Source organism: Pseudomonas sp. GM79 (genome assembly GCF_000282495.1).
Taxonomy (GTDB): Bacteria; Pseudomonadota; Gammaproteobacteria; order Pseudomonadales; family Pseudomonadaceae; genus Aquipseudomonas.
In genome coordinates this window covers 101,508-114,908 of record NZ_AKJE01000002.1, presented here as the reverse complement: position 1 = coordinate 114,908, position 13,401 = coordinate 101,508, and the positions used below count along the sequence as shown (strand labels likewise).

General features: G+C 60.6%; 14 protein-coding genes. 12 read left to right on the top strand and 2 right to left on the bottom strand.

The window, feature by feature from the left end; translation table 11 throughout:
* Positions 1-54 precede the first annotated feature (54 nt).
* Positions 55-492, bottom strand: a complete 438-nt coding sequence (locus PMI36_RS28790; protein ID WP_008006559.1) for an Lrp/AsnC family transcriptional regulator — start codon at positions 490-492, stop codon at positions 55-57.
* Between the two features lie 135 nt (positions 493-627).
* On the opposite strand from PMI36_RS28790, the gene PMI36_RS28795 reads away from it, so the two are divergent.
* Complete coding sequence (locus PMI36_RS28795) at positions 628-1,521, top strand: DMT family transporter (RefSeq protein WP_008066988.1); 894 nt, start codon at positions 628-630, stop codon at positions 1,519-1,521.
* Between the two features lie 7 nt (positions 1,522-1,528).
* On the opposite strand, the gene PMI36_RS28800 is transcribed toward PMI36_RS28795, so the two are convergent.
* The gene (locus PMI36_RS28800; RefSeq protein WP_008066987.1) at positions 1,529-3,154 is read right to left on the bottom strand and encodes an NADP-dependent glyceraldehyde-3-phosphate dehydrogenase; all 1,626 of its coding nucleotides are present in this window, start codon (positions 3,152-3,154) and stop codon (positions 1,529-1,531) included.
* Between the two features lie 209 nt (positions 3,155-3,363).
* Between PMI36_RS28800 and PMI36_RS28805 the strand changes: the two genes are divergently transcribed.
* The 11 genes from PMI36_RS28805 (at position 3,364) to imuA (ending at position 13,401) form a co-directional block, all read left to right on the top strand.
* On the top strand, positions 3,364-4,251 hold the full coding sequence (locus PMI36_RS28805; protein ID WP_008066986.1) for a Dyp-type peroxidase: 888 nt from the start codon (positions 3,364-3,366) through the stop codon (positions 4,249-4,251).
* A gap of 187 nt (positions 4,252-4,438) precedes the next feature.
* Positions 4,439-5,191: a GntR family transcriptional regulator gene (locus PMI36_RS28810; protein ID WP_008066985.1), complete on the top strand. Its 753-nt coding sequence runs from the start codon at positions 4,439-4,441 to the stop codon at positions 5,189-5,191.
* Between the two features lie 11 nt (positions 5,192-5,202).
* Positions 5,203-6,933, top strand: coding sequence for a fumarate reductase/succinate dehydrogenase flavoprotein subunit (locus PMI36_RS28815; RefSeq protein WP_032830047.1), 1,731 nt, complete (start codon positions 5,203-5,205; stop codon positions 6,931-6,933).
* A gap of 25 nt (positions 6,934-6,958) precedes the next feature.
* Entirely contained in the window at positions 6,959-7,204 is a 246-nt protein-coding gene (locus tag PMI36_RS28820) for a 4Fe-4S dicluster domain-containing protein (RefSeq protein ID WP_003180418.1), read from the top strand.
* 266 nt (positions 7,205-7,470) lie between these two features.
* Positions 7,471-8,874: an ABC transporter substrate-binding protein gene (locus PMI36_RS28825; protein WP_008066983.1), complete on the top strand. Its 1,404-nt coding sequence runs from the start codon at positions 7,471-7,473 to the stop codon at positions 8,872-8,874.
* 270 nt (positions 8,875-9,144) lie between these two features.
* The gene (locus PMI36_RS28830; protein WP_008066976.1) at positions 9,145-9,927 is read left to right on the top strand and encodes an ABC transporter permease; all 783 of its coding nucleotides are present in this window, start codon (positions 9,145-9,147) and stop codon (positions 9,925-9,927) included.
* Positions 9,927-10,775, top strand: a complete 849-nt coding sequence (locus tag PMI36_RS28835) for an ABC transporter ATP-binding protein (protein WP_008066974.1) — start codon at positions 9,927-9,929, stop codon at positions 10,773-10,775. The genes PMI36_RS28830 and PMI36_RS28835 overlap by 1 nt, the downstream gene beginning before the upstream one ends.
* A complete protein-coding gene (locus PMI36_RS28840; RefSeq protein ID WP_008066970.1) occupies positions 10,772-11,734 on the top strand; it encodes a HEAT repeat domain-containing protein in 963 nt (320 codons plus the stop codon). The genes PMI36_RS28835 and PMI36_RS28840 overlap by 4 nt, the downstream gene beginning before the upstream one ends.
* On the top strand, positions 11,731-12,006 hold the full coding sequence (locus PMI36_RS28845; protein ID WP_008066969.1) for a DUF971 domain-containing protein: 276 nt from the start codon (positions 11,731-11,733) through the stop codon (positions 12,004-12,006). The genes PMI36_RS28840 and PMI36_RS28845 overlap by 4 nt, the downstream gene beginning before the upstream one ends.
* A gap of 160 nt (positions 12,007-12,166) precedes the next feature.
* The gene (lexA, locus tag PMI36_RS28850) at positions 12,167-12,784 is read left to right on the top strand and encodes a transcriptional repressor LexA (RefSeq protein WP_008066968.1); all 618 of its coding nucleotides are present in this window, start codon (positions 12,167-12,169) and stop codon (positions 12,782-12,784) included.
* Positions 12,784-13,401, top strand: a complete 618-nt coding sequence (gene imuA, locus PMI36_RS28855) for a translesion DNA synthesis-associated protein ImuA (protein WP_008006531.1) — start codon at positions 12,784-12,786, stop codon at positions 13,399-13,401. Before lexA ends, imuA begins: the two co-directional genes overlap by 1 nt.

The following is a 13,401-nucleotide window of genomic DNA, read 5'->3' as shown; positions in this document are numbered from 1 at the left end:
GTCAATCCTTCGCCGGAAAAACCCCAATCTACCTCTTTGTGAACAAAACAGCACTCAAGCCATCGGTGGCAGCCGGCGCTTGACCGGGGTCTTCTTGACAATGGCGGTGTTGGTTTCGGCGTGGCTGTTGAGGCGATCGAGGAGGGTGTCCAGTTGTTCCATCGAGCGCACGTGCAGGCGGGCGATAAAGCAGTCATCGCCGGTGACTTTGTCGCACTCGGTGAATTCGGGGATGGCCTGAATCTGTCGCTCCACTTCCTGTAACTGGCCCGGCAATGGGCGAATGCGGACGATGGCCTGGAGTTGGTAGCCAAAGCATTTGGGGTCGATCTCGACGGTGTAGCCCTTGAGCACGCCACGTTCTTCGAGGCGGCGCAGGCGCTCGGCGACACTGGGCGAGGACAGGCCGCTGATCTGTGCCAGGGCTTTGAGCGAGCGGCGTGAGTCTTCCATCAGCGCGCTGATCAGCACTTGGTCGATGTCATCGGTCATGGCGAATCCCCTGTTAGGCAATCGGTTGAATAAGCCTTGATAAAAAAGGTAAAAGCCGAGTTTAGCCTGCTTTTTGCGCTGGAGAAGCCCCCAAATGGATTGGCATACTTTGGGCTCAAATACAGGAGGTGGATGATGGACAAAACATTACGTCGTGGCTCATTCGAAATGACCGCCGCCATGCTGATTTCCGGGACCATCGGCTGGTTCGTGCTGGTGTCCGGGCAACCGGTGCTGGACGTGGTGTTCTGGCGCTGCGTGTTCGGTGCCGCCACCTTATTGCTGATCTGCGCGGCGTTCGGCTTTCTGCGCCCTGGCATTTTGACGTCCACCACTTTTTTGCTGGCCGTACTGAGCGGTGTGGCGATTGTCGGCAACTGGGTGCTGTTGTTCGCGTCCTACTCCCGCGCCTCGATTGCCATTGGCACGGCGGTTTATAACGTTCAACCATTCATGCTGGTGGGGCTGGCCGCGTTGTTCCTGGGGGAGAAGATCACCCTGCAAAAACTGTTCTGGCTGGGCATTTCGTTTCTCGGAATGCTGGCGATTGTCAGCGCACATGGCGGGCAGGGCGAGGGTGGCAACGATTACCTGATGGGGATTGCTCTGGCGCTGGGGGCGGCCTTTCTGTACGCGATTGCCGCGTTGATCATCAAGCGCCTGACCGGTACGCCACCGCATCTGATCGCGTTGATCCAGGTTTGCACTGGCGTGCTGTTGCTCGCGCCCTTCGCGCATTTCTCTGCGATACCGCAAACGCCCGATGCCTGGGCCAGTCTGGTGACCCTGGGCATCGTGCATACCGGTTTGATGTATGTGCTGCTTTACGGCGCGATTCAAAAACTGCCGACAGCGCTGACCGGCGCGTTGTCGTTCATCTATCCGATTGCGGCGATTTTCGTTGACTGGTTCGCCTTCGGCCATCGGCTGGAGCCGCTGCAATGGATCGGTGTCGCCGCGATTCTGTTGGCCGCCGCCGGGATGCAACAGGGTTGGAGCCTGAAGCTTCGGCGGGTGGCGGCGCAGTGAACAGGCCTCAGAAAATGTAGTCAGTGGTCAGGAAGCTCGAGTTGCGTCCGCTGATGATCTCGCTGAGAAGCTCTTTGCTGCTCTCCTGGAACTTGGTCGCCACCAGGGTCCGAATCGAAAACACCCGCAGCGCATCGTGCACCGACAACGTGCCTTCGGCGGAGTTCTTGCGGCCGTTGAACGGATAGGTGTCCGGACCGCGTTGGCACTGGGCGTTGAGGTTGATCCGGCCGACCTGGTTGGCGAACGTGTCCACCAGCCTGCCGACCGCCACCGGGTTGGTGCCGAAGATGCTCAGTTGCTGGCCGAAGTCGGATTCCAGGACGTAATCGATCACGGTGTCCAGATGACGGTAAGGCACGATCGGCACGACCGGGCCGAACTGTTCTTCCTGGTAGACGCGCATCTGCGGTGTCACCGGGTACAACACGGCCGGGTAGAAGAACGATGCGCGGGCTTCACCGCCGTTGGGGTTGACCACGGCTGCGCCTTTGCTGACCGCGTCCGCCACCAGGGTGTGCAGATAATCGACCTTGCCTGATTCCGGCAAAGGCGTCAGGGCCACGCCGCTGTCCCACGGCATGCCGGGTTTGAGGCTGGCGAGTTTGGCGTTGAATTTCTCGATGAACGCCTCGACCACGTCTTCGTGGACGAAGAGGATTTTCAGCGCAGTGCAACGTTGGCCGTTGAACGACAGGGAACCGGTGACGGCTTCGTTCACGGCATTGTCCAGATCGACCTCAGGCAGAACGATGCCAGGGTTCTTCGCATCCAGGCCCAGCGCCGCGCGCAAGCGGTGAGGCCTTGGGTGGAGTTTTTTCAGGTCGCTGGCGGCCTTGTTGGTGCCGATGAACGCAAAGATATCGATCTTGCCGCTGGCCATCAGCGCACTGACGGTCTCGCGGCCGCTGCCGTAGATAACGTTGATGACACCGGCCGGGAAGCTGTCGCGAAAGGCTTCCAGCAACGGGCGAATCAACAGCACCCCAAGCTTGGCCGGTTTGAACACCACGGTGTTGCCCATGATCAGCGCGGGAATCAGCGTGGTGAAGGTTTCGTTCAGCGGGTAATTGTAAGGCCCCATGCACAACGCCACGCCCAACGGCACGCGGCGGATCTGGCCGAGAGTGTCCTGCTCCAGTTCGAAGCGGCTGGACCGGCGGTCGAGTTCCTTAAGGGCATTGATGGTGTCGACGATGTAATCGCAGGTGCGGTCGAACTCTTTTTCCGAGTCCTTGAGGTTTTTACCGATCTCCCACATCAGCAACTTGACCACCGCCTCGCGCTGTTCGCGCATGCGAGCCAGGAAGGTTTCGACGTGCTGGATGCGCTCGGCCACGCGCATGGTCGGCCACAAGCCCTGGCCGCGGTCGTAGGCGCGCACGGCGGCGTCGAGCGCGGTCAGTGCAGTATCGGCATCAAGCAGCGGCGTGCTGCCGAGGATCACCTGTTCATCACCATTCGCACCGCTCAGGTACACCGGGCTGCGGACTTGAGCGAGGGGCCCGGACCAGGTTTTCAGTTCGCCATCGACCAGATACTCGCGCTGCTCGGTCGGGCCGTTGAGGCGGTACTTTTCCGGGACGTTGTCGGCAGTGGGAAACAGGTTGCCAAGGATTTGTGCTGTGGTCATATCGCTACCCCGTCTGGATTGGGTGATGCACTGATGAATCGTTTTAGCAGACCTCGGACTCGCTTGTCATGGCTCATCTTATGATTTTTTTGCTCGGCGTTATGGATCGCGAATCTGTCGGCAGCTGCTACGGGTCGATCTTTTGCCCTGAAAACACACAAGTAACGATCCCCCGGTTAAACTTCACGCTCTTTCTCAAAGGAGTTCATATGAGTTATTACCAGCCGGGCATTCTCGCCACCCCTGTTCCGCCTCAAGCTCGTCATATGTTCTTCGCCCTTGAATCCGCCGAGGCATTGCCGGCTGCGCTGGATAACCTGATGCGCCTGGTGGACGGAAAGTCGGCGGTCGTTGGTTTCGGTGAATCCCTGGTCAAGGCGCTGCACGCGCAGATCGATGGGCTGCGCGCTTTTCCTGCGCTGGTCGGTGTCGGTGTCGACAACCCCTCGACCCAACACGCGCTCTGGTGCTGGCTGCACGGTGTTGACCGTGGCGAACTGCTCAATCGCAGCAACGCGATCGAAGCCGCTCTGGCACCGGCCCTGCGTCTGGTGCAGATGAACGAAACCTTCCGCCACATGACCGGGCACGACTTGACCGGTTACGAAGACGGCACCGAAAACCCTCACGATGAAGCCGCTGTGGCCGCTGCATTGTTGAGCGACGGCGCGGACGGTCTGGTCGGTGGCAGCTTCGCCGCGATCCAGCAGTGGCAGCATGATTTGAAAGGCTTCCACGCGATGCCGCCCCATGAGAAAGACAACATCATGGGCCGTCGCTTGAGCGACAACGAAGAACTCGATGACGCGCCGATCTCTGCCCACGTCAAGCGCACCGCCCAGGAAAGCTTCACACCCGAAGCCTTCGTGGTCCGTCGCTCGATGCCTTGGATCGAAGGCGATCGCGCCGGCCTGATGTTCCTGGCCTTCGGTTTTTCCCTCGACGCGTTCGAATCCCAGTTGCGGCGCATGAGCGGTCTGGAAGACGGCATCACCGACGGTCTGTATCGCATCAGCCGACCGATCACCGGCGGCTACTACTGGTGCCCACCGCTCAAGGACGGTCGCCTTGACCTGCGCGCATTGCGCATCGGCTGAACAGCGCAGAAAGCAAGATCGCAGGCTTCGACAGCTCCTACAGGGGATCGTATACACCTGAGCTGCCGAAGGCTGCGATCTTTCGCTATTGGCAGGCGAATCTAACCTTATGCCCAAACAATATTTCTCAACCCTCGCACGGCCTCTCTAAGATCACGTCATAACTCGTTATAACAAGTGATCTTCCATGACCGATAACGTTCTTCCCCTGAGCAGCATCCCGCTGCACACCCAACTGCGCGATGTGCTGCGCGCCCGGATTCTAGACGGCGAATACCCGCAAGACAGCCAGATGCCCTCCGAAAGCGAGCTCGGCACGTTGTTCAAAGTCAGTCGCATCACCGTGCGCCAGGCCCTCGGCGATCTGCAAAAAGAAGGGCTGATCTTCAAGATTCACGGCAAGGGCACGTTCGTGGCCAAACCGAAAACCTTCCAGAACGTCAGCACCCTGCAAGGCTTGGCCGAGTCCATGACGGGTCGCGGTTACGAGGTGATCAACCGCCTGCACAGCTTCAAATACATTGCCGCCGATAAGCTCGTCGCCGAACGTTTACAGGTGACTGAAGGCGAGACCGTGGCGCAGATCAAACGCGTGCGGCTGATCAATCGCGAGCCGATCTCGCTGGAAATTACGTATCTGCCCAAAGCCATCGGCGAGCGGCTGGAGAAGGCCGACCTGGTGACGCGCGACATTTTCCTGATTCTGGAAAACGATTGCGGCCTGGCACTCGGGCACGCCGATCTGGCCATCGACGCAGTGCTGGCCGACAGCGACCTGACCCAGGCGCTGAACGTCGAACCCGGCTCGCCGATCATGCGCATCGAGCGTCTGACCCATAGCGCCGATGGCCAGCCCCTGGACTTTGAACACCTTTACTACCGCGGCGACGCGTTCCAGTACCGCTTGCGGATCGACCGGCAAAAAGGGGATCAGGTATGAGTCGCAGCTCCATGATTAGAAAGACGCTCGAACAGGAATACGACATCGTCGTGATCGGCGGCGGCACTGCCGGGCCGATGGCGGCGATCAAGGCCAAGGAGCGCAATCGCGATCTGCGCGTGCTATTGATCGACAAAGCCAACGTCAAACGCAGCGGCGCGATCAGCATGGGCATGGACGGATTGAACAACGCGATCATTCCCGGCCACTCGACACCGGAGCAGTACACCAAGGAAATCACCATCGCCAACGACGGCATCGTCAATCAGGCGGCGGTGTATGCCTACGCGACCCACAGTTTCGAAACGATCGAGCAACTGGACCGCTGGGGCGTGAAATTCGAGAAGGACGAGACCGGCGATTACGCGGTCAAGAAAGTCCACCATATGGGCGCCTACGTGCTGCCGATGCCGGAAGGGCATGACATCAAAAAAGTCCTGTACCGCCAGTTGAAACGGGCGCGGGTGAGCATCACCAATCGGCTGGTCTGCACCCGGTTGCTGACGGACGAAGAGGGCGCGGTCAACGGTGTGATGGGCTTCGATTGCCGCACGGCCGACTTCCATGTGATCAAGGCCAAAGCGGTGATTTTATGCTGCGGCGCCGCCGGACGTCTGGGGTTGCCGTCCTCGGGTTATCTGATGGGCACTTACGAAAACCCCACCAATGCCGGCGACGGTTACGCCATGGCTTATCACGCCGGGGCCGAGCTGGCGAATCTGGAATGCTTTCAGATCAACCCGCTGATCAAGGATTACAACGGCCCGGCCTGCGCCTACGTCACCGGCCCGCTGGGGGGCTACACGGCCAACAACAAGGGCGAACGCTTCATCGAGTGCGACTACTGGAGCGGGCAGATGATGTGGGAGTTCCACCAGGAACTCGAAAGCGGCAATGGCCCGGTGTTCCTCAAGCTCGATCACCTGGCCGAGGAAACTATCCAGAACATCGAGGAGATTTTGCACAGCAACGAACGTCCGAGTCGCGGCCAGTTTCACGCCAATCGCGGCACCGATTACCGCACGCAGATGGTCGAGATGCACATCTCCGAAATCGGCTTTTGCAGTGGCCATTCGGCGTCCGGCGTGTGGGTCAACGAGAAGGCCGAGACATCGGTGAAGGGTTTGTACTCGGCGGGTGACATGGCGGCGGTGCCACATAACTACATGCTCGGCGCGTTCACCTATGGCTGGTTTGCCGGCACCAACGCGGCGGACTTTGTTGCCGAGCGCGAGTTTTCGGCGCTGGATGCGGATCAGATCGAAACAGAAAAGGTTCGGGTTTACGCACCGCTGGAGCGCGAACACGGGCTGCCGCCGGCTCAAGTCGAGTACAAGCTGCGGCGTTTTGTGAACGACTACCTGCAACCGCCGAAAGTGACCAGGAAGATGCAAATCGGCCTGCAACGCTTCAGCGATATCCAGCGTGATCTGGATCAGATCAAGGCCCACAACGCCCACGAACTGATGCGCGCCATGGAAGTCAGCATGATCCGCGACTGCGCCGAAATGGCCGCCCGCGCTTCGCTGTTTCGCGCCGAAAGTCGCTGGGGGCTTTACCACTATCGGGTTGACCACCCGCAACGCAACGACAATGAATGGTTCTGTCATTGTCACCTGAAGAAGGGCGATGACGGCGCGATGACCAGTTTCAAGAAAGCCGTCGAGCCTTACATCATCCCGCTGGACGCCGAAGAAATGCAGGCCTACGACCGGCTGCGGGTCGGTGCCTTTGCTGCCTGAGCATCACCCAAGAGAGAAACCGCCAATGGCCTATCAACCCCAGGAAATCTTCTTCCGCTCCAACGCCCCCGTCACGGTCGACGAGGACAAATGCATCGCCCACAAAGGCTGCACCGTGTGTGTCGATGTCTGCCCGATGGACCTGCTGGCGATCAACCCGGCCACGCAAAAGGCCTACATGGCGTTCGACGAATGCTGGTACTGCATGCCGTGTGAGAAGGACTGCCCGACGGGCGCAGTGAAAGTTGAGATCCCGTATCTGCTGCGCTGAGTGTGGGCAGAGCTGGCACCTCCATTGATTGATCGGACGCCATCGCGGGCAAGCCCGGCCCCCACAGGTTTCTTTGGTGTCTGCAAGATTCTGGATTCAGTACAAATCACTGTGGGAGCGGGCTTGCTCGCGAAGAGGCCAGCCCAGACAACCAAAAAGCCATCCGGTAACCCCCGGACGCTCGATTCAAAACACCCCTCGTTTCCCACCACGCCCTGATCGTGGCGGAGACGAACATCCTATAAATGATTCGAGGGGATACACCTATGTTGCGTGCAGCATTTGCCGGTCTGGTACTGGCTTCATTCACCTTCTCGGCTCAAGCGGAAACCATCCGCATCGCCATCGGCACCCAGGACACCACCATCAACTGCGCCGCTGGCGGCCTGCTGATCCGCGAGCTTGGCCTGCTGGACAAATACCTGCCCCACGACGGCCCCTACAAGGACGCCCAATACGAGGTGCAGTGGAAGAACTTCACCAGCGGCGCGCCGCTGACCAATGAGATGGTCGCCGGCAAACTCGACTTCGGCGCCATGGCCGATTTCCCCGGCTCGTTCAATGGCGTGGCGTTCGAAACGGCGGGCAAGCACAGCCTGTTCATCAGCGTGCTGTCGGGCAGTATCAAGGGCAGCGGCAACGGCATCGTCGTGCCGAGCGCTTCGGGTGTGCAGTCGTTGGCCGAACTCAAAGGCAAGACCATTTCCGTGCCGTTCGCATCCACCGCCCATGGCATGTTGTTGCGCGCCGTCGCGGCTCAAGGCTGGGACCCGCTCAAGGATGTGAATATCATCGCCCAGGCGCCGGAAGTCGCCGGTTCCGCGTTGCAGGCCGGCAAGATCGAAGCTCACGCCGATTTTGTGCCGTTCGCCGAACTGTTCACCAGCCGCGGTTTCGCTCGCAAGATTTATGACGGTTCCCAGGCCAATACACCGACCTTCCACGGTGCCTTGGTCGATAAGAGCTATGCGAAAAAGTACCCGGAGATCGTCGTCGCCTATCTGCGCGCGAGCATTGAGGCCAATCAATTGCTGGCGGCGGAACCGGAGAAATACAGCGAGCTGATCGCCAAGGTCACCGGCGTCGATGCCGAGGTCAACTACCTGTTCCACGGCCCGCTGGGCGTACAAACCCGGGACCTGAGCTGGAAGCCGGAATACCGTCAGGCGGTGGGCACAGCCATCGATACCCTCAAATTGTTGAAGAAGGCTGATCGTGGGCTCGATCTGAATACCTTCATCGACGACCAATACATCCGCGCCGCGTTCAAGGCCTCGAAACTGGACTACACCGCGCAACTGGCCAACTACGCACAAACACCTCTGAAGGCGGTGGATGCGCTGGACGGCAAGGCCATTACCGATTTCAGCCACGTGGCGGAAATCTGGGTGCGTGGCGAGCCGAAAGTCCGCCAATACGCTTCGGCGGAATCGGCTTTCACCGCGTTAGCCAGCCTGAAGCAGGAAGGCAAAAACATCCGCGCGGTGTATGCCCAGGCCAGTGACAGCGGGATCAAACTGCTGGCGGATCAGGCGTGGTTTGCCAGCGATGCGAAAGGGCGCCTCAGCGCATTCCTGCTCAAAGGCCAGGCCCAACAATTCGCCACGGCCCAGGGCGGCAAAGTCTTCGACTTCACCGACGCCACTACCCAGGCCGTTGCCGTTCGCTAACCCCCAAACAACTCGGTCAACTGTGGGAGCGGGCTTGCTCGCGAAAGCGGTGGTTCAGTCGACATCGATATTGAATGTTGAACCGCCTTCGCGAGCAAGCCCGCTCCCACAGGGATAGAAGTCGTACGCAAATACTGAGTTCACCACCGATCAACTGTGGGAGCGGGCTTGCTCGCGAAAGCGGTGGGTCGGTCGACATCGATGTTGAATGTTGAATCGCCTTCGCGAGCAAGCCCGCTCCCACAGGGTTTTCGGTTGAGAGGAAGATGTATGTCCCGATCTATAACGCGCTGGATTCCAAGATCAGCCTCATTGCTGCTCTGCCTGCTGTTCTGGCAACTCGCCGCGAGTGGCCACTGGAACCTTGGCCTGGTGACCTTCGCCAACGTCCCGACACCCGTGGCGGTCATTCAAGCCGCCCTCGGTCTAGGCGACTCCGGCAAGCTCGCCCAGCACCTGAGCAGCAGCCTCGGCCGGGTCTTCGCCGGTTACCTCACGGCGCTGATCATCGGCATCGCTTTGGGCCTGGCCATCGGTCGTTCGAAATGGGCCGAAGATTTATTGCTGCCACCTCTGGAAGTCCTGCGCCCGATCCCGGCCGTGGCCTGGATTCCCCTGGCGATCCTGATGTTCCCGTCGTCGGAACTGTCCATGGTTTTCATCACCTTCACCGGCGCGTTGTTCCCGATTCTGCTCAACACCGTGCATGGCGTCGAAGGCGTCGACCCGCGATTGATAGCCTCGGCGAAAAGCCTGGGGGCAGGGCGTCGGGCGATTCTGCTGGAGGTGATTCTGCCGGGCGCCGCGCCGAGCATCATCACCGGCCTCGCCATCGGCATGGGCACCTCGTGGTTCTGCCTGGTGACCGCAGAAATGATCTCCGGCCAGTACGGCATCGGCTACTACACCTGGGAGTCCTACACCATCCAGAACTACGCCGACATCGTGGTCGGCATGTTGCTGATCGGCGTGCTCGGGATGGGCAGCAGTTTGCTGATCAAACGCTTGGGCGGGCTGTTCACGCCCTGGCACCGACCACGAGGAAAAGCTTGATGAGCGTGATGCAAACTCCTGAAGGGCGGATCGACATCCGCCAATTGTCCATCGTCCTCGGTGAAGGCCAGCAGGCGTTCGAAGCCGTGCAAGGCCTCGACTGCCAGATTAAACCAGGGCAATTCGTATGCATTCTCGGGCCGTCCGGTTGCGGCAAATCGACCTTGCTTGGCGCGCTGGCCGGACACCTGCAGCCGCGCAGCGGTACGCTGAGTGTCGACGGTGCGCAGGTCTCGGGGCCATCGCCGCAGCGTGGCATGGTGTTCCAGCACCACACGCTATTCCCTTGGCGCACCGTGCGCGACAACGTGGCTTTCGGCCTGAAAATGCGCGGCATTGGCAAAACCGAACGCCATACAGCGGCTGATGAAATACTGGCCCTGGTGGGCCTCGAAGGCTTTGCCGAGCGTTGGCCGAATCAGCTCTCCGGCGGCATGCAGCAACGGGTGGAAATCGCCCGGGTGCTGATCAATCGTCCGCGCCTGTTGCTGATGGACGAACCCTTCGGCGCCCTCGATGCGCTGACCCGGTTGAACATGCAGGAACTGCTGCTGGACATCTGGACGCGAATTCGCACCACCGTGGTGTTCGTCACCCATGACATCGACGAAGCGCTGTTCCTCGCCGATCGCCTGCTGGTCATGAGTTCGCGTCCGGGCAGAATTATCGAAGACCTGCGCCTGGACTTCCCCCGGCCACGCACCACCGAGCTGGTGACCAGCCATGAATTTTCCCGCTTGAAGCGTCATTGCCTCGAGTTGCTGCGTCACGAAGACGGTCGGCAGTTACCGCGCCTGAACCCTCTAGGACTTCCCCCTGAAAACCCACTGCCGCGATTTGCCCTATGACCTCTCTATTCGATGTAACCGATAACGACGACATCCTTGCCTTGCAGCCGCGCCTGACCGATGACGACCCAGGCGTGCGCCGCATCGCTTTGATCGAGCTGGCTGACCTCGAAGAGCCAGATGGCTTGCTGTGGCTGGTCAATCGACTGGCTGAAGACCCCACCGAAGAAGTGCGCGCCGAAGCGGCGCGATTGCTGGAAGCCTGGGAGGATGAACCGGTGGTCGAAGCGCTATGCCAGGCGCTGACCGACCCATCGCTGGCGGTACAGTCTGCCGCCGCGCAAAGCCTCAGCCTGCTTAAGAGTGAAGCAGCGGGGCGGGTGATTTTGCCGTGGACCGGGCATGCCGACATCAGCGTACGCATCGCGGCTTTCAGGGCCTTGCGCGAGTTGCGTTTCCCCCAGGCGGCTTGCGCGGCATTGTCCGCGTTGGACGATAGGGACGCCAATGTCCGGCGTGAAGCAGTCGGTGTACTCGGCTGGCTCAAGCAGCTCGATGCTTTGCCTGCTTTGGCCCGACTCGCCAGCCACGACCCTGACACCGAAGTCCGCCGCGCCGCCACCGGCGCCCTTGGCCTGGCGTCCGACGCGCAAGTGCTGCCGGCGTTGCGTCAGGCGTTGCAGGACCAAGCCTGGCAAGTGCGCGAAGAAGCCGCCACCACATTGGGCAAGGTCGGACACGTCGACGCTGGTTCTGCCTTGGTCGAAGCCTTGAGCGATGATTACTGGCAAGTCCGCCTGCGCGCCACTCGCAGCCTTGGCCGTTTGCGTTACGCTCCGGCCCTCGAAGTGTTGATCGAAACCCTCGGCCATCGCATCAGCAATTTGCGCAAGGAAGCTGCCCTGGCCCTCGGCGAATTGAACGATAAAGGCGCCATTGCCGCATTGCAGGCGGCGCAAGATGACGGCGACCCGGAAGTGCGCAAAGCCGTGCGCATTGCGTTGAGTCAATTGCAATGAACCCGGTGGCGATTGGTAATTCCCAGGGTAAACAACAGCTGCGATTGAATTGGCCGGATGGGCGCGAGCAACGGTTCGATCACGCCGAGCTACGCCGCCAATGTCCCTGCTCGCAGTGCCGGGCGTTTCGACTGCAAGGTCTGACGGTGAAAGTGGATGAGCGCATCCGCGTGATCGAACTCAACGCCCAGGGCTACGGCCTGCAACTGATCTTCAGCGACGGTCACGAACGCGGCATCTACCCATGGCCCTACCTCTCAGGACTCACCTGAAACCTGTAGGAGCTGACGAGTGAAACGAGGCTGCGATCTTTTGATGTTGTTTTTAAAGAGCAAGATCAAAAGATCGCAGCCTCGTTTCACTCGACAGCTCCTACACAGCTCCTACACAGCTTCTACAAGTCCTTGCTAGGAAAAGCCCAAAAGAGTACAAATGTACTCCATGACGACTTTAACTCCCCGCCGTACCGCCATCCTGACCTTTATCCGCGATCGAATCGCCGAACATGGTCAGCCCCCGAGCCTCGCTGAAATCAGCGAGGCCTTTGGCTTCGCCTCCCGTAGCGTGGCGCGCAAGCACGTGCTGGCGCTGACCGAGGCCGGTTTTATCGAGGTCAATGCGCATCAGGCGCGAGGTATCCGGCTGCTGAATCAACCGCCGCGGCCCGAGCTGCTGGACGTTCCGGTACTCGGTCGAGTGGCGGCCGGTGCGCCGATCGGTGCCGATGCCGAGGTCCACAGCCGTTTGCTGCTTGATCCGTCGATCTTCTCGCGGGTGCCCGATTACATGCTGCGGGTGCAGGGCGATTCGATGATCGAGGACGGCATTCTCGACGGCGATCTGGTGGGCGTGCGGCGCAATCCCGAAGCGCTCAACGGCCAGATCGTCGTGGCGCGGCTCGACGGCGAAGTCACCATCAAGCGTTTCGAGCGGGTCGGCGATTCTGTTCGCCTGTTACCGCGCAATCCGGCTTACAAGCCGATCATTGTTCGAGCCGATCAGGATCTGGCCATCGAAGGCGTGTTCTGCGGTCTGGTGAGGCAAGGGTAATGGGCGCCGTCGTTGCGTTGGATACGCTGTTCAATGGCGGCCAGGTCTGGAAGGGCCGGCCTGCGCCACCGGCCGTCAGCCCGCAACCCACGGGGCATGCGGCGCTGGACGCGGCATTGCCCACTGGCGGCTGGCCGGAAGCGGCACTGACTGAAATCCTGCTGGCCGGGCAGGGCGTGGGTGAGTTGCAACTGGTGTGGCCGGCGCTGGCGCGGCTGTCGGCGGCAGGTGAGCGCATTGTGCTGGTGGCGCCGCCTTACGTGCCGTATCCCCAGGCCTGGCAGAACGCCGGGGTCGATCTGCGGCAACTGTCGATCATCCAGGCCAGCGAGCGCGATGCGCTGTGGGCGGCGGAACAATGCCTGCGTTCGGGCAGTTGCGGGGCGGTGTTGTGCTGGCCGCACAAAGCCGACGATCGAGCGTTGCGACGTTTGCAGGTGGCGGCGGAAACCGGTCAGACCCTGGCGTTCGCCTACCGCTCGCTCAGTGAGGCCATCAACCCGTCGCCGGCGGCCCTGCGCATCGCCATCGACGCCAAACCTGCGCAATTGCGAGTGCTCAAGTGCCGGGGTGGGCTGGCCCGTTCGGCGCCGATTGCCTTTGCCGTCGGGCATTGA